Here is a 22,399-nt window from a genome sequence, read left to right on the forward strand (position 1 = left end):
CAAAAACAGCAGGGGTGGCAAGCTTTTTTTGTCGAGAACCGCATAAAATCAGCAAAAACTTAGGGTATGTCTTTAAAACTTTTGACAATACCAAAAATGACATGGTGGTGAAACGATGGATCATTTATATGAAAAAACGATAAATCAAAAGCGCATTTTTTCTGGGAAAGTGATTGACGTATATGTGGAAGATGTGTTGTTGCCAAACGGGGAAACGAGCAAGCGTGAAATTGTCAAACATCCTGGAGCGGTTGCGGTGATTGCGATAACAGAAGAAAATAAAATGGTGCTCGTTCGCCAATATCGAAAAGCGTTAGAGCGCGTGCTTGTTGAAATTCCAGCTGGGAAGCTTGAGAAAGGGGAGGCACCGATCGAAACAGCGAAGCGCGAGCTAGAAGAAGAAACAGGATATGTATGCGAAAAAATGGAGCCGCTTCACTCTTTTTACACGTCACCGGGGTTTGCAGATGAATTAGTACATATATTTCTTGCGAAAGGGTTAACGAAAAAAAGCGAAAAGCAAATGCTTGATGATGACGAGTTTGTCGATGTGCTTGAAGTGACGTTAGAAGAAGCGCTAAACATGGTCGAAGAAAAACAAATTTATGACGCAAAAACGATTTATGCGCTTTTATATTGGCAATTGCAGGCGTAAAGCGGTCATCGCGACCGCTTTTTGTCATATCTCGCTCCTTTTCCCATACAATGTAGTAACAGAACGTGTAGGGGGATGGAGCGATGAGAAAGCGATCATGGACGACAACATGGGGCCAGCATGTACAAGAGCATTATACGACATATGTATTTACTGTCGTTCTTTTTGTGATGGGCGTTGTTTTTGGTGCGATTGTTGTCAATAGTTTAAGTTTCAGTCAAAAACAAGATTTATATTATTATTTAACGAATTTTTTTGGACAAGTGTCTGCGGGACATATTGCAAGTGCGCATGACGTATGGAAAGAAAGTTTTTTGCAAAATTTAAAGTATATTGGGCTGATGTGGATTTTAGCGATGTCGCTTGTAGGGTTGCCACTTATTTTAATTTTATTATTTTTAAAAGGGCTTGTTGTCGGTTTTACCGTTGGATTTTTAGTTAATCAAATGGGATGGAACGGATTTTTGTTAGCTTTCGTATCTGTCGTCCCACAAAATATTATTCTCGTTCCTATTTTTATTATGATGGCGGCGATATCGATTTCGTTTTCTTTAAAAATGATTCGACATCAATTTGTGAAACGAACGCATGAGCCAATTTTTCGAGCGATGCTTCGTTATACGTTTGTCATGTTATCGTTTAGCATCGCGTTAGTGTTTGCATCTTCACTTGAAGCATACGTATCCCCGTTACTCATGAAAGAAGTTGTACAATTAATAGAAAAATAATTATTATTTAATAATCATTTTATTTATCAGTTTATAATCATTTTATTTTGACACGTTCCTTTCTTTTGTTATAATGAGAATGAGTAACGAGGGAGGGAATGAAAATGGAAAGTCGCCTTGAACGAATTAAAAAACAATTGCATGCCGCAAGCTATAAATTAACGCCGCAACGGGAAGCGACGGTACGTGTGTTGCTTGAACATGAGGAAGATCATTTAAGCGCGGAAGATGTTTACCTCCTCGTGAAAGAAAAAGCACCGGAAATAGGGTTAGCGACAGTATATCGCACGTTGGAGCTATTAACAGAATTGAAAATTGTCGATAAAATTAACTTCGGGGATGGCGTTTCCCGCTACGATCTTCGTAAGGAAGGTGCGGCGCATTTTCATCACCATTTAGTGTGTATTGAATGTGGGGCGGTCGATGAAATTCAAGAAGATTTATTAGAAGATGTCGAAGCGATTGTAGAACGGGATTGGAATTTTAAAATTAAAGATCATCGTCTAACATTTCACGGCATTTGTTATCGTTGTCAAGATAAGCATGAACAACAGTAAACCTTTTCGTCTATGAAAAGGTTTTTTCATTTATGTGTATAAAATGCAATCAAACGGGCATATCCTCTTACTATATGACAGTTGACGGAGGAATGCGATGAGAAGAATGGTGGACGTGCTAAAAGTGTTTCTTTTATTTACGGGATGTACGATTTTATTTTATTATAGTATTGTATGGATGAGCGAGGAATATAACTATTACCGTCGTTACGACGAGCCGATGGGATCAGCTGTGAAAGTATCAACGACTGAACGACAAGAAACGATTTGGCTCGATCGACTGTTGTTTTTTTATCAAAACGGGGAGTAGGATGCGTGTGGAAGATCAAGTAAAAGATTTTATTCACTATTTAATTGTCGAGCGAAATTTAGCGCATAACACGATCGTATCGTATGAACGAGACTTAAAAAAATATGTTCAATATTTACAAAAAGTTGAGCAACAATGTCGTTGGAATGACGTCACCCGTTTTCATATTATGCAATTTTTAAAGTTTTTAAAAGAAAAAGGAAGCTCGCCGAAAACGATTGCGCGCCATCTGGCGTCTGTTCGGTCATTTCATCAATTTTTATTACGTGAAAAAGCAGTCGATCAAGATCCGACTGTTCATATTGAAACACCGCAACTGCCACGAAAATTGCCAAACGTGTTGTCGATGGCGGAAGTTGAAGCGTTGTTGGAAGCACCAAAACAAAATACCCCATTTAGCATTCGCGATAAGGCGATGCTCGAGTTGTTGTATGCGACCGGCATTCGCGTGAGCGAGCTTATTCAATTAAACGTATCGGACGTTCATTTAACGATGGGGTTTATTCGTTGTTACGGAAAAGGACGGAAGGAGCGAATCGTTCCGATCGGAAAAATGGCGACAGAAGCATTAAAACGGTACATGGAACAAGGTCGTCCAGAGTTGTTGCAACGAAAAAAAGGAACGACAGATGCATTGTTTTTAAACCACCACGGCGAGCGCTTAACAAGACAAGGATGTTGGAAAATTTTAAAACGGCTCGCCCAAGAAGCAAATATTCAAAAGCCATTAACGCCACATACGTTGCGCCATTCATTTGCAACGCATTTATTAGAAAATGGCGCGGATTTACGCGCCGTGCAAGAAATGCTTGGACATGCAGATATTTCGACAACGCAAATTTATACGCACGTCACGAAAACGCGTTTAAAAGACGTGTACAAGCAATTTCATCCGAGAGCATAACACTGTGACGATGATTTGTCACAGTTTTTTTATTGCAATTCATTATGAAAACGTTTTATAATTTAGTTGTCAGACTTCTGACAAATATGAATGATGCGTGATTTTGTTTCATAGTGGGCATGCTATGAAGCGAATGAAACGATTGGGGAGGTAAAACGGTGAAGCCTACATATAAACGTGTATTTTTAATTGTGATGGACTCAGTTGGAATTGGTGAAGCGCCAGATGCCGAAAAATATAACGACAAAGGTGCCGATACGCTTGGGCATATTGCCGAACATCGCGGAGGCTTACATATGCCGAACATGGCGAAGTTAGGCTTAAGCAATATTCGTGAAATTCAAGGGATTCCAAAAGCAGAAAAGCCGCTTGCGTATTTTACGAAAATGCAAGAAGCGTCGGCTGGAAAAGATACAATGACAGGACATTGGGAGTTAATGGGTCTTCGCATTGATACGCCGTTTCAAGTGTTTCCTGACGGATTTCCAAAAGAGCTAATTGATGAATTAGAAAAACGAACAGGAAGAAAAGTGATCGGGAATAAACCAGCAAGTGGCACAGCAATTATTGATGAGCTTGGCCCTGAACATATGGAAACAGGTGCGCTTATTGTATATACGTCAGCCGATTCAGTGTTGCAAATCGCAGCGCATGAAGAAATCATTCCGTTAGAAGAATTGTATCGTATTTGTAAAATTGCCCGCGAGCTAACGCTTGATGAAAAATATATGGTTGGTCGCGTCATTGCTCGTCCATTCATCGGAAAGCCAGGAAGTTTCCAACGGACAGCGAATCGTCACGATTATGCGTTAAAACCGTTTGGTCGTACAGTCATGAATGAATTACAAGATGCAGGCTACGACGTGATCGCCATCGGTAAAATTGCTGATATTTACGATAACGAAGGTGTGACACAAACGTTGCGCACAAAATCAAACATGGACGGAATGGACAAATTAGTCGATACGTTACAAATGGACTTTACAGGACTCAGCTTCGTGAACCTTGTTGATTTCGATGCATTATACGGTCATCGTCGCGATCCAAAAGGATACGGCGATGCGTTAGAAGAGTTTGATGCCCGTTTACCAGAAGTGTTTGAACGTTTAAAAGAAGACGATTTATTAATTATTACGGCGGACCATGGAAATGACCCGGTTCATCATGGAACCGACCATACGCGCGAGTATGTACCACTTCTCGTTTATAGTCCGAGCATGAACGGAGGAAAACAACTTCCATTGCGTGAAACGTTTGCAGACGTTGGAGCAACAATTGCGGAAAACTTCCGTGTAAATATGCCGAAATACGGAACGAGCTTTTTACATGAGTTGAAATAAGGAGCGTGACAAAATGAATCGAGCAGCAATTGAACAAGCCGCGCAATTTTTAAAAGAAAAGTTTCCAACTTCACCGCAAATCGGCTTAATTCTTGGCTCTGGTTTAGGTGTGTTGGCCGATGAAATTGAACAAGCGATTAAAATTCCGTACAGCGATATTCCAAATTTCCCTGTATCGACAGTCGAAGGACATGCCGGTCAACTTGTATACGGCCAGTTAGAAGGTGCGACTGTCATCGTGATGCAAGGGCGATTCCATTATTATGAAGGATACAGTTTTGAAAAGGTAACATTCCCTGTACGCGTAATGAAAGCGCTCGGTGTTAAGCAATTAATTGTGACAAATGCAGCAGGCGGTGTAAATGAATCGTTTGAACCAGGCGATTTAATGATCATTTCAGATCATATTAATAACATGGGTGGCAATCCGCTTATCGGTCCGAATGATGCTGCCCTTGGTGTGCGCTTCCCAGACATGTCGGAAGCATATAGCAAACGACTTCGTCAACTCGCGAAAGATGTGGCGAATGAAATTGGATTGCGTGTGCGCGAAGGGGTATATGTCGCCAATACAGGTCCAGCATATGAAACACCAGCAGAAATTCGTATGATTCGCGTCATGGGCGGCGATGCAGTCGGTATGTCCACTGTGCCTGAAGTGATCGTTGCTCGCCATGGAGGAATGGAAGTGTTAGGCATTTCATGCATTTCCAATATGGCTGCCGGCATTTTAGATCAGCCGCTCACACATGATGAAGTGATCGAAACGACGGAAAAAGTAAAAGCTGACTTTTTACGATTTGTAAAAGCGATCGTGCGCAACATGGCGAAAAAATAAACGAGAAGGTGAATGACGATGAGAATGGTCGATTTAATTGAGAAAAAACGTGACGGCCACGCATTAACGAAAGAAGAAATTCATTTTATCATTAAAGGTTATACAAAAGGTGACATTCCTGACTATCAAATGAGCGCATTAGCGATGGCGATTTTTTTCCGCGGCATGAACGAAGAAGAAACAGCCGAATTAACGATGGCGATGGTACATTCAGGTGATACGATCGACCTTTCGAGAATTGAAGGAATTAAAGTGGATAAACACTCAACGGGCGGTGTGGGCGATACAACAACGTTAGTGTTAGGTCCACTTGTTGCCTCTGTCGGCGTTCCGGTTGCGAAAATGTCTGGCCGCGGTCTTGGTCACACAGGCGGAACAATTGATAAATTAGAATCTGTGCCAGGATTTCATGTTGAAATTAGCAACGACGAATTTATTGAACTTGTAAATAAAAATAAAATTGCCGTTGTCGGTCAGTCCGGCAACTTAACGCCAGCCGATAAAAAATTGTATGCGCTTCGCGATGTAACAGCAACGGTCAACAGCATTCCGTTAATCGCTTCATCGATTATGAGCAAAAAAATTGCAGCTGGTGCAGATGCGATCGTGTTAGACGTAAAAACAGGTGCGGGCGCGTTTATGAAAGATTTAAACGATGCGAAAGCATTAGCGAAAGCGATGGTCGACATCGGAAACCGCGTTGGACGTAAAACGATGGCGATTATTTCCGATATGAGCCAACCGCTCGGTTATGCGATCGGAAATGCCCTCGAAGTAAAAGAAGCGATCGATACGTTAAAAGGAGAAGGCCCAGAAGATTTACAAGAACTTTGCTTAGTGCTTGGAAGCCATATGGTATATTTAGCTGAAAAAGCCTCTTCGCTTGAAGAAGCGCGCCATATGTTAGAACAAGCGATGAAAGACGGTTCAGCACTTCAAACGTTTAAAACGTTTTTAGCTGCACAAGGTGGCGATGCGTCCGTTGTCGATGATCCGAGCAAATTGCCTCAAGCGAAATATGTGATTGAACTTGAGGCGAAAGAAGACGGATACGTATCAGAAATCGTTGCCGATGCGGTTGGAACGGCAGCGATGTGGCTCGGCGCTGGGCGCGCAACGAAAGAGTCGACGATTGATTTAGCGGTCGGTTTATTGCTTCGTAAAAAAGTTGGCGATGCGGTGAAAAAAGGGGAATCGCTCGTTACGATTTACAGCAACCGCGAACAAATTGATGATGTGAAACAAAAACTATACGAGAACATTCGCATTTCAACGACACCTGTTCAAGCACCAACATTAATTTACGATAAAATTTCGTAACCTGAAGGATTCGTTCCTTCAGGTTTTTTTATAGATAAGAAAGTATAAAATTCCGAATTCATGTCTAGCTCCAAGCGCCATCGGCTCGAGTCGCTCCGCCCCACACTGCGGCGGCGACAGCCTCCTCGGTGGGGCTTGTGCGCTCTTCGCCGATAGGCGGGCGCTTTGCGCTTTTCTTATGTATAAAAAAATAAAAAATGGAAAGGATGGCAAGTATAAAGAAATGGAGGGTTGGAGATGAAGCGATTTTTTTATGTGCTTGCCATCACGTTTTTATTTTTCCCGATCGTATCTGTGCACGCGGAACAACCGAAAGTGGAGTTAGCGACAGAGGCGCGATCAGCCATTTTAATTGAACGGGACACAGGGGCTATTTTGTATGAAAAAAATGCCCATGAGCCGCTTCCACCAGCGAGCATGACGAAAATTATGACGATGCTTCTTATTATGGAAGCGATTGATCAAGGAAAGCTAAAGTTAGACGAACGGGTGCGAGCTAGTGAATACGCTGCATCGATGGGCGGATCGCAAATTTTTTTAGAACCCGGGGAAGAAATGACTGTTGACGATTTATTAAAAGGTGTTGCCATCGGATCAGGGAATGATGCTTCCGTGGCATTAGCAGAACGAATTGCAGGATCAGAAGAAGCGTTCGTCCATCTGATGAACGAAAAAGCAAGACAACTTGGACTCAAGCATACGGCATTTGAAAATACGACAGGTTTGCCAGCAAAAAATCATTATAGCACCGCATATGATATGGCGATGATGGCAAAAGAGCTATTAAAATACGATTTAATTACAAAATATACAGGCACATATGAAGACTACTTAAGAGAAAATACAAACAAAAAGTTTTGGCTTGTGAATACAAATCGGCTTGTGAAATTTTATCCAGGTGTTGACGGATTAAAAACAGGCTATACGAGCGAAGCGAAATATTGTTTAACAGCAACGGCGAAAAAAGGCAACATGCGCGTCATTGCTGTCGTGTTTGGAGCGCCGACGCCAAAGGCGAGAAACGCACAAATTACAAAAATGTTAGATTACGCGTTTAGCCATTACGAAACGAAACCGCTTTATAAAAAAGGTGAAACAATTGCAATGCTTCCTGTCAGCAAAGGAAAGAAAAAGGCGGTTGCGGCTGTGACGTCCGAGCCGATTTCTGTTTTGTTAAAAAAGGGAGAAAAATCAGAAGCGGTGAAAACGACGTGGAAATTAAATGAAAAAGTGAAAGCGCCAGTGAAAAAAGGTGACGTGCTCGGTACGCTCATTGTGAAAAAAGATGGAGCGGTGATCGCGAAAAGTCCTTTAGTGGCGAAAGAGCAAGTGGAAGAAGCAAATATGTGGGAGTTGTTTAAACGGATGTTTAGCTCGTTCTCACGCACATCTTGACGAAACGAGGCGAATGGCGACTAGTTTTGTCGGGAAGAAGGATTGACGCATAAACGAATCGAATTCTTCCTTAACCTAAACGGATAAGGAGGAAATGATTGTGAGTTTATCGATTCAATTAGAAGTGAAACAACATGTATTGCTCGTGCGATTAGCTGGCGAGCTAGATCATCACACGGCGGAACAGTTGCGCGCAGAAATGACGGATGTATTAGAGCGAGAGCGAATAAAAGCGATCGTTTTAAACTTAAATGAGCTAACGTTTATGGATAGTTCAGGATTAGGTGTCATTTTAGGAAGATATAAGCAAATTCAACGCATGGGTGGAGAGATGGTCGTCTGCTCCGTTTCTCCGTCAATTAAGCGTTTGTTTGATATGTCAGGGCTGTTTAAAATTATTCGGTTAGAAGTCAATGAGCAGTATGCATTACAAACGTTGGGGGTGGCGTAAATGAGAAATGAAATGCATCTTCAATTTTCCGCCCTCAGCCAAAATGAATCGTTCGCCCGTGTGACAGTTGCTGCGTTTGTTGCGCAACTCGATCCAACGCTCGATGAGCTCACGGAAATTAAAACGGTCGTATCCGAAGCTGTAACGAATGCGATTATTCACGGGTATGAAAATGATCCAAGCGGCGTCGTCTACATTTCTGTCATCATTGAAGGGCATACGGTCCATTTAACGATTCGCGATCATGGAAAAGGGATCGAAAACGTGGAAGAAGCGCGTCAGCCGTTATTTACGACGAAGCCAGAGCTCGAGCGTTCCGGTATGGGATTTACGATTATGGAAAACTTTATGGATGAAGTAAACATTTACTCAAAAGTGAATGAAGGAACGACTGTGGAGTTGATTAAGCATTTAACGAAAAGCAAAGCGCTATGCAATTAAGGGAGACGTGCCTATGGATGTCGAGGTACAAGCTGTCAAAGACCATGAAATCAAAGAGTTGATTCGGAGGAGCCAGCAAGGGGATCAGCAAGCGCGCGATGAGATTATCGAAAAAAATATGCGGCTTGTCTGGTCGGTTGTGCAACGGTTTTTAAACCGAGGATATGAGCCAGAAGATTTGTTTCAAATCGGTTGTATCGGTTTAATGAAATCCGTCGATAAATTTGATTTATCGTATGACGTCAAATTTTCAACGTATGCAGTACCGATGATTCTTGGAGAAATTCAACGCTTCATTCGCGATGACGGATCCGTGAAAGTGAGCCGTTCATTAAAAGAAATCGGGAATAAAATTCGCAAAGCAAAAGATGAATTATCGAAGCGAAACGGTCGCGTCCCGACGGTAAATGAAATTGCTCAATTTTTGCAAATTTCACCTGAGGACGTTGTATTAGCGCAAGAAGCGATTCGTTCGCCCGCATCTATTCATGAAACAGTGTACGAAAACGATGGGGATCCAATTACGTTGCTTGATCAAATTGCGGATGAGCAAGATGTTTGGTTTGATAAAATCGCGTTAAAAAAAGCGATGGAAGAACTAGATGAACGCGAGCGACTCATCGTTTATTTGCGTTATTATAAAGATCAAACACAATCAGAAGTGGCAGCTAGATTAGGCATCTCTCAAGTGCAAGTGTCTCGTTTAGAGAAAAAAATATTGCAACAAATGAAAGCCCGAATGGATGAATAAGTCCATTCGGGCTTTTTATGCATACGGAGGAAGGTCATATCTCATACTACAAATACAACGAGGGAAGCAAGGTGTGAGCATGAAAGAAACAATTTTTTTGAAAATGCGTCATCGTGTGCAAGTGCAACCGAATGCGACGGTTCGAGTAGGAGATGTTGCGCAAGTCGTCGCAAAGAAACGAATCGACGATATTGTGCAAACCCCGGTTTATACCGTACAAAAAAAAGATCGAAACATTGTTATTATTGATGTCATGCATGTGATGAAAGCATTAATGGCCGTTGCGCCACATGATGATATTCAATCGCTCGGACCGTCACAAACGATTGTTGAAGTCGTTTATGAAAAAAAACGATGGGGCTATTTATATGTTCCAATCGTTTGGCTTCTTTTATTTATCGGATCGGGGCTTGCGATTATGAATTTCCATGAAGATGTAAGCATGCAGCAAGTACAACAACGGTTATATCGGGTAATCACAGGGAAAGAAGTAGACAAACCGTTATGGTTTCAAATTCCGTATTCACTCGGATTAGGTCTCGGTATGATTTTATTTTTCAATCATTTTTTTAAAAAGCGAATTAACGAAGAACCGAGCCCACTTGAAGTCGAAATGTTTCAATACCAACAGTCGCTCGATCAATATGTCATTATGCATGAAAATAAAGAAGCGATGAGGCGAATGGACGATGATTCGTGAGCTAATTGTAGCATTTGTCGGATTGGCAGGAGGATTAGCTGTCGGTTCTGGTTTTGTGGCGTTTTTAACCGTTCTTGGTGTCATTCCGCGCTTGACGCAGCTCACAAAAACGATGAAATGGATCGCGACGTATGAATGGGGAGTTGTACTCGGTGCGGTCGTAAGCAGTTGGGTGAGCTTGCGCGATCCTCTTTTTTCTTTTCCACCTATTTTAGCAAGCGTCATTGGATTGCTTAGCGGTGTATTTGTCGGCATGCTTGCTGCAGCCTTAACGGAAGTATTAAACGTATTTCCGATTTTAGCGAAACGACTCGGCATTGATGAACAAATTGTCGTGTTATTAATGGCGATGGTGTTTGGTAAAGTAGCAGGCTCTCTTTTTCATTGGATATATTTTGTTGATCGATAGGGGGAGACAGATGGGAAAAGCATTTTTGTTCGGAGGGTTTATTGCGGTCGTTGGACAAGCGCTCATCGATATGTACAGCATATGGTTTCATATGAATGAGGCGGAAGCCGTTCGGTGGATGAATGGGACGTTGATCGTATGTGCAGCGATATGGACACCTACTCGATTGTATCGCCAGTTCACACAGTTTGCAGGGGCGGGAATGATTGTGCCGATGATGAGTTTAGCAAACATATGGAGCGCAAGTGCGCTCGAATATCGCAATGAAGGAGCGGCAGAACATATGCTTTCTGTTGGCGGGAGCATCATTGTGACGTTAGTTGTAGCATCATATGTTGCATCATTGTTTTTGTAAAGGGGGGATTACATGAAAAAAGTAGGGGAACAAACGATTGTATTTGATACTGACATTTATATCGAATCGGTCGGCACGGTTGTCGGTCCGAAAGAGCGTGAAGGTCCACTCGGCTCGTCATTTCATCGAGCTTATGACGATTTATATTGCGATGAACAAAGTTGGGAGCTCGCAGAACGGCGGTTGATGAAAGAAGCGATTACGATTTGTTTAACAAACGGAGACGTACAAACAAAAGACGTTGATTTGTTTATTGCGGGGGATTTACTCAATCAAACAGTCACCGCCAACTATGTTGCAAGAGAACTAGATGTGCCCTTTTTAGGGGTATTTAGTGCTTGTTCAACGATTACGGAAGCGATGCTTGTTGCCGCTACGTTTATTGACGGGGCGTTTGCCCGTCGTGTATTAGTGGCAACGAGCAGCCACTACGGAGCAGCTGAACGTCAGTTTCGCTTTCCGACGACAATTGGCGTTCAAAAAGGAGAAAGTGCATCGTGGACTGTGACTGGCGGAGCGGCCGCACTATTAAGTACGATCCGTTCCCCTTTTCGCATTCGTGCAGCAACAATTGGAAGAGTAATCGATAGCGGTATAACGGATCCGCTCGACATGGGACGAGCAATGGCACCGGCCGCATTTGCAACAATAAGGCAACATTTTGCAGACTGCGGGCTTTCACCGGAAGCGTATGATGTTATTGTCACAGGAGATTTAGGAAAAGTCGGAAGCAGCGAACTCAAGGCATTATGTCATGATGCCAACATGAATATAAGCGAGCGATATAACGATTGCGGCGTGCTCATTTACGATGCAGAACAGCAAGCGTTTGCGGGGGGAAGCGGGTGTGCGTGTTGTGCTGTTGTCACGTACAGTTATTTTCTTGAACAGATGAGGGAGAAAAAAATAAAGACGATGCTCGTTGTTGCGACAGGAGCTTTGTTTAATAGTACGATGGTGAAACAAAATCAAACGATTCCAGCGATCGCTCATGCGATTGCCATTGAAGCGGTGACGTAAAGATGGAAACGTACGTGTATGCATTTGTCATCGGTGGCACATTGGCGCTAATCGGACAGTTGTTGCTAAGGAAGTGGTCGTTTATTCGCGTTATGACGATATTTGTATTTATCGGTATGGTGACCGAATCGATCGGTGTATACCGTCCCATTCAGTCATTTGCGCATGCAGGGGTAGAAACGACACTTGTTCATCTAGGGGTATCTTGTATACAAGCGGTCAAAACGGGGGACTTTACAAATGTCGTTTTTTTTCTTTCATTTCCAATCTTCGTCGCCTGGATGACCGCTATTGTTTGTAAGCCGAGAGGAAGGATCGAATGAAAAAAAGGAAAGTGATTTTAGTGACAGATGGAGATGAGCATGTGCGACGTGCGCTTGAATGGTTAGCGAAACAATTTGGTGCGCGTTGCATTAGCCAATCGCAAGGCAATCCATCGCGGCTAACAGGGAAGCAGCTTGTTGAACTTATTTTGCAGACGCCGTATGATCCTGTTTTTGTCATGTTTGATGATAGTGGAATTATCGGCGAAGGGGCAGGTGAACAAGCGCTTCGTTATGTCGCGACGCATGAGCAAATCGATGTGCTTGGAGCGATAGCGGTTGCGTCTGATACGAACAATCGAGAATGGACAAAAGTAAATATTTGTGTTGATTACGATGGGAATTTCACATCATACGGTGTCGATAAAGAAGGAATTGCTGAGTGGGAATTCGGTCGGGTGAATGGAGATACGGTGTATTGTTTAGACGAATTAAATATCCCGATTGTTGTTGGAATTGGCGATATCGGAAAAATGAGACGTCGTGATGATATTCGCAACGGTTGCCCGATTACGCGCAAAGCGATTGAATATATTCTCGAAAGGAGCAAACGCGATGAAAACAGAAAGTTACACACCGATTTCTCCGAAGTTGAATGAAACTGAACAGTTTTTCAAAGATGCGATCGGAGTCGGAACGAGCTTCGATTTAGGCGTCCGCAAACTGAACATTTTAAAAACAAATGTTCATTTATATTATTGTAACGGTCTTTGTGATACACAATATATTATTGAACTGCTTGAAATGCTTGTTCAAGTCAATGATCGCGAGCGGCAATCAGCGAAGTTGCCTGAAATTATCGAAAACCGTCTCGTTCACCAACAAGTGAATCCAGTGAAAAGTTTAGATGAAGCGGTTGATTTTTTGTTAACCGGTTTAATTTTATTGTTTATTGACGGGGAAACGAAAGCGTTCGCTGTCGATGTGCGCAGTTATCCAGGGCGTTCACCCGAAGAACCAGATACCGAAAAAGTGGTGCGAGGGGCGCGTGATGGCTATGTTGAAAATATTGTCGTCAATACGGCGCTTACGCGTAGACGTATTCGAGATGAACGGCTTCGCTTTGAAATGATGCAAGTGGGCGAACGTTCAAAAACAGACATTTGTATTGCATATATTCAAGACGTAGCCGATCCCGGACTTGTCGAGCTTATTAAAAAAGAATTAAACGAAATTCAAATTGATGGGTTAACGATGGCGGATAAAACGATTGAAGAATTTTTAGTGAAACAAGGATACAATCCGTATCCGCTCGTTCGTTATACAGAGCGACCAGATGTCGCTGCCACACATTTGTTAGAAGGGCATGTGATCATTATGGTCGATACGTCACCAAGCGTCATTATTACGCCAACAACGTATTTCCATCACGTTCAACATGCGGAAGAATATCGACAATCTCCAGCGGTAGGAACGTTCGTCCGTTGGGTGCGATTTTTAGGCATTTTTGCCTCGCTTTTTTTACTCCCGCTTTGGTTTTTGTTTGTGCTTGACCCATCGTTACTACCGGAAAAGTTGGCGTATATCGGGCCGAATGAAAAAACAAATATCCCTATTTTTGTCCAGCTGCTTATTGCTGATATTGGTATTGAGTTTTTACGGATGGCTGCCATCCATACTCCAACACCGTTGTCTACGGCAATGGGTTTAATTGCAGCTGCATTAATTGGACAAATTGCTATTGACGTTGGGCTATTTGTGCCAGAAGTGATTTTATATGTATCTGTCGCTGCGATCGGTTCTTTTGCGACACCGAGCTATGAATTAAGCATTGCCAATAAAATTTTTCGTCTTTTATTTTTAGTTGTCATTGCATTGTTTGGTGTCCCTGGATTTATGATTGGCGTCACGATCTTTTTACTTTTCCTTGCCAACATTCGTTCATTAAATACCCCATATTTATGGCCGTTTATTCCATTTGATCCTGGGGCGTTTATGCAAATTATCGTGCGGCGGTCTGTAGCTGGTTCATCGATTCGCCCGAGCATCGTACATCCGCAAAATAAACAAAAACAACCGACATAAAAAGGTTGAAACGTACCAAAATTTATGGTACGTTTTCTTTAATTATTTCGGAATCATCAGGAGGATGTATAATTATGCACGGAACGATGCGAATAAATGATCGGGGACATTTAGAAATTGGCGGTGTCGATACGATTGACTTAGCTCGCCTATACGGAACCCCGCTTTACGTTTATGATGTTGCTCTCATTCGTGAACGTGCGCGAGCGTTTAAGCGAATGTTTGATAAACATCGTGTACGTGCGCAAGTGGCGTATGCAAGCAAAGCGTTTTCGACAATTGCCATCGTGCAATTGATGGAACAAGAAGGATTATCTCTCGATGTCGTTTCCGGTGGGGAGTTGTACACCGCATTAGCTGCTGGATTTCCGGTCGAACGCATTCATTTTCACGGCAACAATAAAAGTGAAGAAGAATTACAAATGGCCATTGAAGCAAAAATCGGTTGTGTCGTCGTCGATAATTTTTATGAGTTACAGCTACTGCAACAGCTTTGCTGTGCGCATGAATATACGATGCCTATTTTATTACGTGTCACACCAGGCATTGAGGCACATACCCACGACTACATCTTAACAGGTCAAGAAGATTCGAAATTTGGGTTCGATTTGCATAATGGACAAGCGGATGAAGCATTACAGCGTGCGCTCGCTTCGTCCCATCTTCATGTGCTGGGCATTCATTGTCATATCGGTTCGCAAATTTTTGATGCGACAGGTTTTGTCCTCGCAGCGAAAAAGCTATTTGAGAAACTTGCTACATGGCGTGATACGTACCGTTTTACTGCACAAGTCGTCAATCTTGGCGGCGGTTTTGGCATTCGCTACACGAAAGAAGATGATCCGCTTGCACCGGAACAATATGTGGAGCAAATTATTGAAGAAGTGAAACGAAATGTCGTAGCATTTGATCTACCGTTTCCTGAAATTTGGATTGAACCAGGTCGCTCGCTTGTTGGAGATGCAGGGACAACGATTTATACGATCGGTTCCCGTAAAGAAGTGCCAAACGTTCGTCAATATGTCGCTGTAGATGGTGGAATGAGCGACAATATTCGTCCTGCGCTATATGAGGCAAAATACGAAGCGGTGTTGGCTAACCGCATGCATGAACATTGTGAAGAAGTGGTAGCGATCGCTGGGAAATGTTGTGAGTCAGGAGACATGCTTATCTGGGACTTGCCCCTTCCGAAAGCGCAATCGGGCGATTATTTAGCTGTTTTTTGTACCGGTGCTTACGGTTATGCGATGGCGAATAATTACAATCGCATTCCGCGTCCAGCGGTCGTATTTGTTGAAGATGGTGAAGCAGAGCTTGTTGTAAAACGCGAAACGTATGAAGATTTAATTCGACTCGACTTGCCGCTGAAAACGAAAGTAAAAAAATAACCGAGGTCGTTACCTCGGTTATTGCTCGTTTATACATAAGTAGGCGTTACGCTCCAAACGCTCCGCGAAGGGCGTTCCATATTTCACGCAAAAGATCGACGATGCGTTGAATAAACGTGCGCCCTTCTTCCGTTTGTAAAAAAGCAGATAGCTTGTCTTTCGCTTGAGCAAGCTGTTCGTTCACTTGATTCCAGTCGATGTTCACGTTTTTCATTTTATTAAACAAAGAAAGCAAGCTGTTTATTTCGTCTTCTGTTAGCGTAATGCCAAGTTCTTGAGCGATCCGCTCAATGAGTGCACGCATATCCGCATCTGTTTTTGGCGGATTTTTCGCTATTTCTTCTTTAATTTTTGCGAGCAGCGCGACCGCTTGATCGTTTCCGATTGATTCGCCAAGCTGTGCCGTTTTCACCATTTCTTCGTTCGCTACTTTTTTCACTTCATCAGGGATCGTTTCATTCGATGAAAGTTCGTACGCTTTCATTAACCCTGTTAGCGCAGCTGTTCCGGATACAGGAAACGGTGCGGTAATGTAAATGACTGCATCTTTCACTCCTGCAGTAATGAGCGCGTTCATATACATTTCTTTTGTTACCCAGTTAATGTTATTTGTTTCGACTTGCAGACCTGAACCTGGTGCTCCAATCGTAATTTTTGATGACGAAATGGCTTTCGTTCCGATTTGTCCTTTCGGAATAATGTCGCCGAGATATTTATGTTCTTCTGCATTTGTGACCGTAATGATTTCAGCGTTTTCCGGTGCGTTCATTTCTTTTAATATTTGTTGCTTTTGCTGCTCTGTTAAATTTTCCCCGAGCGTAATAATGACGTCTCCTTCAATCGCATCAGCAAAACTAACCGATGGAATCATAAACAACAGTAAAATAAATATCGTAAACCACTTTTTCATTTGACAACCTCCTTCAATCTCTTTCTGTACTATTGTACAAACATTTGCGTGAACATAGAAGCGAAATGTAGTAAAATGAAGCTACATTTGTTTTTACGATAGAAAGGTGGAAAAGTTTCATGAAGAAAAAAGGATATATTTTAATGGAAAATGGAGGAAAGGTGCAATTTGAATTATTCCCGAATGAAGCGCCAACAACAGTCGCCAATTTTGAAAAACTAGCGAATGAAGGATTTTATAACGGGTTGACGTTTCATCGTGTCATTAAGCGATTTGTAAGCCAAGGTGGCTGTCCGATTGGAAATGGAACAGGCGATGCAGGTTATACCATTCCGTGCGAAACAGACAACAATCCACATAAACATATCGAAGGTGCGATATCGATGGCCCATCGAGGTCGTGATACAGGAAGTTGCCAATTTTTTATTTGCCATGAACCACAGCCGCATTTAGATGGTGTGCATACCGTATTCGGTCAAGTCACCGCTGGAATGGACGTTGTAAAGGCGATGAAAAATGGAGATGTCATGAAAGAAGTGAAGGTGTGGGACGAACAATAAAGTTAAAGGAAGGATGAAGAGATGAAAAAAAACTGGGCGTTATTTTTCATCCTTTTACTCGTTAGTTTCGTTTGGGGAGCAATGTATTGGTTGTTTATTGCAAAGTCATAGACATTTCGTTTTATTGTGATATAATGAATAAAAATGGAATACGCGCATCCTTCGGGGCAGGGTGAAATTCCCGACCGGCGGTAATGAAACGGATGTTTCTTAGCCCGCGAGCCGTTAAGGCATGATCCGGTGCAATTCCGGAGCCGACAGTATAGTCTGGATGGGAGAAGGATTGCCAAAAACTCACGTCACTTATTGGAAAAAATAAGCTTGGCGATGGGTTATTTTTGCTATGCAAAAAAGGCGATCTTTACATACATCTTGCCCTAGGACGTCGTTCCTAGGGTTTTTTTACAAGATAAGAAAGTATAAAATTTCAGATTTGGGGGGCTGTCTAGCTCCAAGCGCCATCGGCTCGAGTCGCTCCGCCCCACACTGCGGCGGCGACAGCCTCCTCGGTGGGGCTTGTGCGCTCTTCGCGGAGCCAAGGATGGCGACATTTCGCCGTTGCCCGCAGGACGCGGGCTGTCTTTAGGCGAAATAGGGGCGCTTTGCGCTTTTCTTATTCATACTGGAAAGGTGGTGCGATATGGACGAACGATATATGCGCTTGGCGTTGCAATTGGCGGAATCAGCACGTGGACAAACGTCGCCAAACCCGCTTGTTGGTGCAGTTGTTGTAAAACATGGTGAAATTGTCGGCTTTGGGGCGCACTTGAAAGCAGGGGAACCGCATGCGGAAGTACATGCGTTGCGCATGGCAGGGGAGAAAGCGGAAGGAGCGACGGTTTATGTGACGCTTGAGCCGTGTAGTCATTACGGTAGAACCCCTCCTTGTGCCGATTTATTAATTGAAAAAAAGGTAAAGCGCGTCGTTGTTGCGACGACGGACCCGAATCCGCTTGTTGCGGGGAAAGGGATTGAAAAATTGAAGCGAGCGGGCATCGATGTTACCGTCGGCGTATTGAAAGAAGAAGCGGATGCGTTAAACGAAATATTTTTTCATTATATTTCAACGAAAATGCCTTATGTCACGTTAAAGTATGCGATGAGTTTAGATGGGAAAATTGCAACAAAAACAGGGGAAAGCAAGTGGATTACGTCGGAAGAAGCGCGGCGTGATGTGCATCGCGAGCGACGAATGCACGATGCGATCGTTGTCGGTGTCGGCACGATTTTAGCCGATGATCCGAGCTTAACTGTTCGTTTCGGCCATGAAGGAAAACAACCGATTCGTGTTGTGCTCGATACACATTTGCGCACACCGCTTCATGCGAACGTTGTGACAGACAAGATGGCTCCGACATGGATCGTCGTCGGACATCACGTCACTGAAGAACAAATGAAGCCGTATGAACAGGCTGATGTACAAATGATTCGCATGAATGAAAATAAAATTGATGTTCCGTCTCTTTTACTTGAGCTCGGCAAGCGAAATGTCATGTCCATATTTGTTGAAGGTGGAGCGCAAGTGCACGGTAGTTTTTTACGTTCTCGTTCCGTTCAACAAGTGATTGCGTATATCGCACCGACGTTAATTGGGGGGAATGAAGCTCCTTCTGCCATCGGCGGAGAAGGATTTGGACGAATGATAGATGCGCTCCGTTTACAAGTGAAACATGTCGAAATGATTGGACCAGATATAAAAATCGTTGCTAAAGGATGATCGCGATGTTTACAGGGATTATTGAAGAAATCGGAACGATTCAACAAATGAAACAAACAGGGGAAGCGATCGTTTTGACGATCGAGGCAAAAAAAGTGTTACAAGATGTACAGCTCGGTGACAGCATTGCCGTCAACGGCGTTTGTTTAACAGTCACATCGTTTACTAATCGCTTTTTTACTGTCGATGTGATGCCGGAGACGGTGCGAGCGACGTCGCTTCGAACGCTTGTGGTAGGAGCGAAAGTCAATTTAGAGCGAGCGATGGCTGCGAACGGTCGCTTTGGTGGACATTTCGTTTCGGGACACGTAGATGGTGTTGGACGCATCGTTCGTAAACAGCCTGTCGCAAACGCTGTGTACTATGACATCGAAGTGCCGAGCCATTTGCGTAAATATATGATTTTAAAAGGTTCTGTAGCTGTTGACGGCACAAGTTTAACGATTTTCGGTTTAACGGATCGAACGTTTACGATTTCGCTCATTCCGCATACGCGTGAAGCGACGATTTTAGGTGCCAAAAAAGTTGGCGATATTGTCAATATTGAATGTGACATGATTAGTAAATATGTTGAACAGTTTGTTAGCGGGAAACGTGAAGGATTGACGATGCAATTTTTGCAAGAGCACGGATATAAGGAGTGAGCGCTGATGTTCCATACAATTGAAGAAGCGATTTACGATTTAATGCAAGGGAAAATTATTATCGTTTGCGATGACGAAGATCGTGAAAATGAAGGGGATTTTGTAGCGCTTGCAGAAAAAGCAACGCCAGAAGTCATTAACTTCATGATTACGCACGGGCGCGGTCTCGTTTGCGTGCCGATCACCGAAGAATTAGCTGATCGGCTCGATTTAGCGCCAATGGTTAACCATAATACAGATGCGCACGGAACAGCTTTTACTGTCAGCATTGACCATAAAGCAACGACGACAGGCATTAGCGCATTTGAACGCTCGCTGACCATTCAAGAAATGCTGAATCCAGAAGCAAAAGCAAGCGATTTTAAACGACCAGGTCATATTTTTCCGCTTGTTGCGAAAAAAGGCGGGGTATTGCGCCGCGCGGGGCATACGGAAGCAGCTGTCGATTTAGCCCGTCTTTGTGGGGCAAAGCCAGCAGGCGTCATTTGTGAAATTATAAAAGATGATGGAACGATGGCGCGCGTGCCGGATTTAAAGAAAATTGCGGAACAATTCGATATGAAAATGATTACGATTAAAGATTTAATCGCCTATCGCAATCGAAAAGAAAAGCTTGTCAAACGTGAAGTGGAAATTACGTTACCAACCGATTTTGGCGAATTTAAAGTGATCGGATATTCCAATACGTTAGACGGAAAAGAACATATCGCCATCGTCAAAGGTGAAATTATTCCAGATGAACCTGTGCTCGTGCGCGTTCATTCCGAATGTTTAACAGGCGATGTATTCGGCTCTCACCGTTGCGATTGCGGTCCGCAACTTCATGCTGCTTTAGCGCAAATTGAAGAAGAAGGGCGGGGAGTATTGCTATATATGCGTCAAGAAGGACGCGGCATCGGCTTGTTAAACAAATTGCGCGCTTATAAGTTGCAGGAACAAGGATACGATACGGTTGAAGCGAACGAAAAATTAGGTTTTGCGCCAGACTTGCGCGATTATGGAATCGGTGCGCAAATTTTAAAAGATTTAGGTGTGACAAAAATGCGCTTATTGACGAACAATCCGCGTAAAATTACCGGATTGAAAGGGTACGGATTAGAAGTCATTGAGCGCGTGCCGTTGCAAATGCCAGCGAAGCGCCATAATGAGCGCTATTTGCGCACAAAATACGAAAAACTAGGACATATGTTGCACTTTTAAAGGAGGAGAAAAACATGAACGTATATGAAGGAAATTTAGTTGGCACAGGATTAAAGATTGGCATTGTTGTTGCGAGATTTAATGAGTTTATTACAAGTAAATTGCTTAGCGGTGCGCTTGATGGGTTAAAGCGCCACGGAGTAGAGGAACAACATATTGATGTCGCTTGGGTGCCAGGGGCATTTGAAATTCCGCTTGTCGCGAAAAAAATGGCGGAGTCGAAAAAATACGACGCTGTCATTACACTTGGTGCCGTCATTCGCGGAGCGACGAGCCATTACGATTACGTATGTAATGAAGTAGCGAAAGGGACATCGCATGCCGCTCTTTCTTCAGGCGTTCCGGTCATTTTCGGAGTGTTGACGACAGATACGATTGAACAAGCGATTGAGCGCGCTGGGACGAAAGCAGGAAATAAAGGTTGGGAGGCAGCGCTCAGCGCCATTGAAATGGCGAATGTCATGCGCACATTTTCTTAAAAAATGTTTAAAAAAGCGGCAAGACCGTTTATAATAGCAATAGCGAGTAAACAATAAGTCTTGTCGATAATGAGGGATTCATATGCTAGTTCGCTATCGAAAAAACTATGAGAAAATTGCGATGGGTCTTTTGTCGTTTATGCCAAATGAAAAAGACTTAAAACAGCTTCAACAAACGATGAAAAACTATGAAACAAACGACGATTGGCAGCTGTTTTTATGGAAGCAAGAAGAAGATTTTATTGGCATTATCGGCGTAATTGTGCGCGAACATGCGGTTGAAGTGCAACATATTAGCGTCAATCCATCCCATCGCCATCAAGGTATTGGAAAGCAAATGGTGAAAGCGTTAAAAGAATTGTATCCAAATAAGTCGTTATGCGCCAATGACATGACCGCTCCATTTTTGGATAAATGCGAACAATGACAGGGATCAACGTCCCTGTCTTTTTTGCTTTTGCCGTTCACGCTCAGCAACGACATCGCTTCGGTCGCGCAACTTATGTTTATGAATAATATATTCGTTTGACATATCGCTTTTTTCTCCCCATACAACCCCTTTTACATCGCATTGTTGTTGACATATGTGCAACAAAGAAATATCGTGAATTGGAAGACAAATACTTTCATACGGTTGTCCATCATCTATTCGCTTCACGTACGTATGAAGAAGAGATACAAGTTGCTCGACATGTATGCCAAGTGCTTCGTATGCTTGTTTTTCTCTTTGGCATGCACGCATGGCTTTCGTGAACATTCGTTTTGCACCAGCGATATTTCCTCGGCGATAATGGTACATGCCAACCGCAAGCTGAATGAGACCGATCCATATATGTTCCTTTGTTTGTTTCCAATACTCTTCTAACACCTCATGACATTCGAAATAGTCGCGCGTGGCATGGAAGTGAAGTAAATATTCGATATATGCCTTTGGATACAAGTGAAAGCCCCCTTTTTTCATATGCTTACGTGTATTATA

Annotated in this window: 28 protein-coding genes and 1 riboswitch; of the genes, 26 read left to right on the forward strand and 2 right to left on the reverse strand. The window is 43.1% G+C overall.

What is annotated here, in order from left to right:
• Nucleotides 1-115 precede the first annotated feature (115 nt).
• The 20 genes from HNR63_RS10565 to lysA all read left to right on the forward strand — a co-directional run bounded on the left by HNR63_RS10565 (nt 116) and on the right by lysA (nt 15,910).
• The gene (locus tag HNR63_RS10565) at nt 116-655 is read left to right on the forward strand and encodes an NUDIX hydrolase (protein WP_085788523.1); all 540 of its coding nucleotides are present in this window, start codon (nt 116-118) and stop codon (nt 653-655) included.
• 83 nt (nt 656-738) lie between these two features.
• On the forward strand, nt 739-1,383 hold the full coding sequence (spoIIM, locus tag HNR63_RS10570; RefSeq protein WP_181520677.1) for a stage II sporulation protein M: 645 nt from the start codon (nt 739-741) through the stop codon (nt 1,381-1,383).
• 104 nt (nt 1,384-1,487) lie between these two features.
• Nucleotides 1,488-1,940: a ferric iron uptake transcriptional regulator gene (gene fur / locus HNR63_RS10575; RefSeq protein ID WP_085788525.1), complete on the forward strand. Its 453-nt coding sequence runs from the start codon at nt 1,488-1,490 to the stop codon at nt 1,938-1,940.
• 97 nt (nt 1,941-2,037) lie between these two features.
• The gene (locus tag HNR63_RS10580; protein ID WP_181520678.1) at nt 2,038-2,250 is read left to right on the forward strand and encodes a YqzK family protein; all 213 of its coding nucleotides are present in this window, start codon (nt 2,038-2,040) and stop codon (nt 2,248-2,250) included.
• 7 nt (nt 2,251-2,257) lie between these two features.
• Entirely contained in the window at nt 2,258-3,154 is an 897-nt protein-coding gene (gene xerD / locus HNR63_RS10585) for a site-specific tyrosine recombinase XerD (RefSeq protein ID WP_021095888.1), read from the forward strand.
• 158 nt (nt 3,155-3,312) lie between these two features.
• Nucleotides 3,313-4,494, forward strand: a complete 1,182-nt coding sequence (gene deoB / locus HNR63_RS10590; RefSeq protein ID WP_009373813.1) for a phosphopentomutase — start codon at nt 3,313-3,315, stop codon at nt 4,492-4,494.
• A gap of 13 nt (nt 4,495-4,507) precedes the next feature.
• The gene (locus tag HNR63_RS10595; RefSeq protein WP_181520679.1) at nt 4,508-5,332 is read left to right on the forward strand and encodes a purine-nucleoside phosphorylase; all 825 of its coding nucleotides are present in this window, start codon (nt 4,508-4,510) and stop codon (nt 5,330-5,332) included.
• An 18-nt stretch (nt 5,333-5,350) separates the two neighbouring features.
• Nucleotides 5,351-6,652, forward strand: coding sequence for a pyrimidine-nucleoside phosphorylase (locus tag HNR63_RS10600; protein WP_181520680.1), 1,302 nt, complete (start codon nt 5,351-5,353; stop codon nt 6,650-6,652).
• 237 nt (nt 6,653-6,889) lie between these two features.
• Nucleotides 6,890-8,047: a D-alanyl-D-alanine carboxypeptidase family protein gene (locus HNR63_RS10605; RefSeq protein WP_181520681.1), complete on the forward strand. Its 1,158-nt coding sequence runs from the start codon at nt 6,890-6,892 to the stop codon at nt 8,045-8,047.
• 100 nt (nt 8,048-8,147) lie between these two features.
• The gene (gene spoIIAA / locus HNR63_RS10610) at nt 8,148-8,498 is read left to right on the forward strand and encodes an anti-sigma F factor antagonist (RefSeq protein WP_021095893.1); all 351 of its coding nucleotides are present in this window, start codon (nt 8,148-8,150) and stop codon (nt 8,496-8,498) included.
• Entirely contained in the window at nt 8,499-8,939 is a 441-nt protein-coding gene (gene spoIIAB, locus HNR63_RS10615) for an anti-sigma F factor (protein ID WP_004889709.1), read from the forward strand.
• Nucleotides 8,940-8,952: 13 nt separating this feature from the next.
• Nucleotides 8,953-9,690, forward strand: a complete 738-nt coding sequence (gene sigF / locus HNR63_RS10620; protein ID WP_021095895.1) for an RNA polymerase sporulation sigma factor SigF — start codon at nt 8,953-8,955, stop codon at nt 9,688-9,690.
• 79 nt (nt 9,691-9,769) lie between these two features.
• Nucleotides 9,770-10,390: a stage V sporulation protein AA gene (locus HNR63_RS10625; protein WP_085788531.1), complete on the forward strand. Its 621-nt coding sequence runs from the start codon at nt 9,770-9,772 to the stop codon at nt 10,388-10,390.
• Nucleotides 10,380-10,799, forward strand: coding sequence for a stage V sporulation protein AB (locus tag HNR63_RS10630; protein WP_021095896.1), 420 nt, complete (start codon nt 10,380-10,382; stop codon nt 10,797-10,799). The genes HNR63_RS10625 and HNR63_RS10630 overlap by 11 nt, the downstream gene beginning before the upstream one ends.
• A 10-nt stretch (nt 10,800-10,809) precedes the next feature.
• Nucleotides 10,810-11,154: a SpoVA/SpoVAEb family sporulation membrane protein gene (locus HNR63_RS10635; RefSeq protein ID WP_085788532.1), complete on the forward strand. Its 345-nt coding sequence runs from the start codon at nt 10,810-10,812 to the stop codon at nt 11,152-11,154.
• 12 nt (nt 11,155-11,166) lie between these two features.
• The gene (gene spoVAD / locus HNR63_RS10640) at nt 11,167-12,174 is read left to right on the forward strand and encodes a stage V sporulation protein AD (protein WP_085788533.1); all 1,008 of its coding nucleotides are present in this window, start codon (nt 11,167-11,169) and stop codon (nt 12,172-12,174) included.
• A gap of 2 nt (nt 12,175-12,176) precedes the next feature.
• Nucleotides 12,177-12,497, forward strand: coding sequence for a SpoVA/SpoVAEb family sporulation membrane protein (locus HNR63_RS10645; protein ID WP_181520682.1), 321 nt, complete (start codon nt 12,177-12,179; stop codon nt 12,495-12,497).
• The gene (spoVAEA, locus tag HNR63_RS10650) at nt 12,494-13,096 is read left to right on the forward strand and encodes a stage V sporulation protein SpoVABEA (RefSeq protein ID WP_085788534.1); all 603 of its coding nucleotides are present in this window, start codon (nt 12,494-12,496) and stop codon (nt 13,094-13,096) included. The genes HNR63_RS10645 and spoVAEA overlap by 4 nt, the downstream gene beginning before the upstream one ends.
• Nucleotides 13,053-14,522 (forward strand): spore germination protein, encoded by a 1,470-nt coding sequence (locus tag HNR63_RS10655; protein WP_181520683.1) that lies wholly within the window; start codon nt 13,053-13,055, stop codon nt 14,520-14,522. Before spoVAEA ends, HNR63_RS10655 begins: the two co-directional genes overlap by 44 nt.
• Nucleotides 14,523-14,590: 68 nt before the next feature.
• Nucleotides 14,591-15,910: a diaminopimelate decarboxylase gene (gene lysA, locus HNR63_RS10660; RefSeq protein ID WP_181520791.1), complete on the forward strand. Its 1,320-nt coding sequence runs from the start codon at nt 14,591-14,593 to the stop codon at nt 15,908-15,910.
• Nucleotides 15,911-15,956: 46 nt separating this feature from the next.
• Here the strand turns inward: lysA and HNR63_RS10665 are convergent, their stop codons facing one another.
• Nucleotides 15,957-16,820, reverse strand: a complete 864-nt coding sequence (locus HNR63_RS10665) for a DUF1002 domain-containing protein (RefSeq protein WP_085788537.1) — start codon at nt 16,818-16,820, stop codon at nt 15,957-15,959.
• Nucleotides 16,821-16,939: 119 nt separating this feature from the next.
• Here HNR63_RS10665 and HNR63_RS10670 point away from each other — a divergent pair, with 119 nt between their 5' ends.
• The 6 genes from HNR63_RS10670 (at nt 16,940) to HNR63_RS10695 (ending at nt 21,847) form a co-directional block, all read left to right on the forward strand.
• Nucleotides 16,940-17,380, forward strand: coding sequence for a peptidylprolyl isomerase (locus HNR63_RS10670; RefSeq protein ID WP_085788538.1), 441 nt, complete (start codon nt 16,940-16,942; stop codon nt 17,378-17,380).
• 154 nt (nt 17,381-17,534) lie between these two features.
• Nucleotides 17,535-17,667, forward strand: a riboswitch (FMN riboswitch).
• Between the two features lie 353 nt (nt 17,668-18,020).
• On the forward strand, nt 18,021-19,097 hold the full coding sequence (gene ribD / locus HNR63_RS10675; RefSeq protein ID WP_181520684.1) for a bifunctional diaminohydroxyphosphoribosylaminopyrimidine deaminase/5-amino-6-(5-phosphoribosylamino)uracil reductase RibD: 1,077 nt from the start codon (nt 18,021-18,023) through the stop codon (nt 19,095-19,097).
• Nucleotides 19,098-19,102: 5 nt separating this feature from the next.
• Nucleotides 19,103-19,741, forward strand: coding sequence for a riboflavin synthase (gene ribE, locus HNR63_RS10680; RefSeq protein ID WP_026011839.1), 639 nt, complete (start codon nt 19,103-19,105; stop codon nt 19,739-19,741).
• Nucleotides 19,742-19,747: 6 nt separating this feature from the next.
• Complete coding sequence (locus HNR63_RS10685) at nt 19,748-20,941, forward strand: bifunctional 3,4-dihydroxy-2-butanone-4-phosphate synthase/GTP cyclohydrolase II (RefSeq protein WP_021095907.1); 1,194 nt, start codon at nt 19,748-19,750, stop codon at nt 20,939-20,941.
• A 14-nt stretch (nt 20,942-20,955) separates the two neighbouring features.
• Nucleotides 20,956-21,420, forward strand: a complete 465-nt coding sequence (gene ribH, locus HNR63_RS10690) for a 6,7-dimethyl-8-ribityllumazine synthase (RefSeq protein WP_006318211.1) — start codon at nt 20,956-20,958, stop codon at nt 21,418-21,420.
• Nucleotides 21,421-21,502: 82 nt separating this feature from the next.
• Nucleotides 21,503-21,847: a GNAT family N-acetyltransferase gene (locus HNR63_RS10695; RefSeq protein ID WP_021095908.1), complete on the forward strand. Its 345-nt coding sequence runs from the start codon at nt 21,503-21,505 to the stop codon at nt 21,845-21,847.
• Between the two features lie 6 nt (nt 21,848-21,853).
• Here the strand turns inward: HNR63_RS10695 and HNR63_RS10700 are convergent, their stop codons facing one another.
• Nucleotides 21,854-22,360 carry a DUF309 domain-containing protein gene (locus HNR63_RS10700; protein ID WP_246316786.1) on the reverse strand — a complete coding sequence of 169 codons (507 nt, stop codon included), beginning with the start codon at nt 22,358-22,360 and terminating at the stop codon, nt 21,854-21,856.
• Nucleotides 22,361-22,399 lie beyond the last annotated feature (39 nt).

Origin of the sequence: Anoxybacillus ayderensis, from assembly GCF_013761015.1 — a bacterium.
GTDB lineage: Bacteria > Bacillota > Bacilli > Bacillales > Anoxybacillaceae > Anoxybacillus > Anoxybacillus ayderensis.

Excerpts from the sequence above, each read along its gene's own strand:
- HNR63_RS10605 (WP_181520681.1), top strand. The coding sequence starts at position 6,890 with ATGAAGCGATTTTTTTATGTGCTTGCCATCACGTTTTTATTTTTCCCG.
- ribE (WP_026011839.1), top strand. The coding sequence starts at position 19,103 with ATGTTTACAGGGATTATTGAAGAAATCGGAACGATTCAACAAATGAAA.
- HNR63_RS10645 (WP_181520682.1), top strand. The coding sequence starts at position 12,177 with ATGGAAACGTACGTGTATGCATTTGTCATCGGTGGCACATTGGCGCTA.
- HNR63_RS10665 (WP_085788537.1), bottom strand. The coding sequence starts at position 16,820 with ATGAAAAAGTGGTTTACGATATTTATTTTACTGTTGTTTATGATTCCA.
- spoIIM (WP_181520677.1), top strand. The coding sequence starts at position 739 with ATGAGAAAGCGATCATGGACGACAACATGGGGCCAGCATGTACAAGAG.
- fur (WP_085788525.1), top strand. The coding sequence starts at position 1,488 with ATGGAAAGTCGCCTTGAACGAATTAAAAAACAATTGCATGCCGCAAGC.
- HNR63_RS10565 (WP_085788523.1), top strand. The coding sequence starts at position 116 with ATGGATCATTTATATGAAAAAACGATAAATCAAAAGCGCATTTTTTCT.
- HNR63_RS10630 (WP_021095896.1), top strand. The coding sequence starts at position 10,380 with ATGATTCGTGAGCTAATTGTAGCATTTGTCGGATTGGCAGGAGGATTA.
- sigF (WP_021095895.1), top strand. The coding sequence starts at position 8,953 with ATGGATGTCGAGGTACAAGCTGTCAAAGACCATGAAATCAAAGAGTTG.
- ribH (WP_006318211.1), top strand. The coding sequence starts at position 20,956 with ATGAACGTATATGAAGGAAATTTAGTTGGCACAGGATTAAAGATTGGC.
- spoIIAB (WP_004889709.1), top strand. The coding sequence starts at position 8,499 with ATGAGAAATGAAATGCATCTTCAATTTTCCGCCCTCAGCCAAAATGAA.
- HNR63_RS10600 (WP_181520680.1), top strand. The coding sequence starts at position 5,351 with ATGAGAATGGTCGATTTAATTGAGAAAAAACGTGACGGCCACGCATTA.
- HNR63_RS10685 (WP_021095907.1), top strand. The coding sequence starts at position 19,748 with ATGTTCCATACAATTGAAGAAGCGATTTACGATTTAATGCAAGGGAAA.
- HNR63_RS10655 (WP_181520683.1), top strand. The coding sequence starts at position 13,053 with ATGAAAACAGAAAGTTACACACCGATTTCTCCGAAGTTGAATGAAACT.
- HNR63_RS10580 (WP_181520678.1), top strand. The coding sequence starts at position 2,038 with ATGAGAAGAATGGTGGACGTGCTAAAAGTGTTTCTTTTATTTACGGGA.
- HNR63_RS10695 (WP_021095908.1), top strand. The coding sequence starts at position 21,503 with ATGCTAGTTCGCTATCGAAAAAACTATGAGAAAATTGCGATGGGTCTT.
- HNR63_RS10670 (WP_085788538.1), top strand. The coding sequence starts at position 16,940 with ATGAAGAAAAAAGGATATATTTTAATGGAAAATGGAGGAAAGGTGCAA.
- HNR63_RS10635 (WP_085788532.1), top strand. The coding sequence starts at position 10,810 with ATGGGAAAAGCATTTTTGTTCGGAGGGTTTATTGCGGTCGTTGGACAA.
- spoVAD (WP_085788533.1), top strand. The coding sequence starts at position 11,167 with ATGAAAAAAGTAGGGGAACAAACGATTGTATTTGATACTGACATTTAT.
- HNR63_RS10595 (WP_181520679.1), top strand. The coding sequence starts at position 4,508 with ATGAATCGAGCAGCAATTGAACAAGCCGCGCAATTTTTAAAAGAAAAG.
- spoVAEA (WP_085788534.1), top strand. The coding sequence starts at position 12,494 with ATGAAAAAAAGGAAAGTGATTTTAGTGACAGATGGAGATGAGCATGTG.
- HNR63_RS10625 (WP_085788531.1), top strand. The coding sequence starts at position 9,770 with ATGAAAGAAACAATTTTTTTGAAAATGCGTCATCGTGTGCAAGTGCAA.
- ribD (WP_181520684.1), top strand. The coding sequence starts at position 18,021 with ATGGACGAACGATATATGCGCTTGGCGTTGCAATTGGCGGAATCAGCA.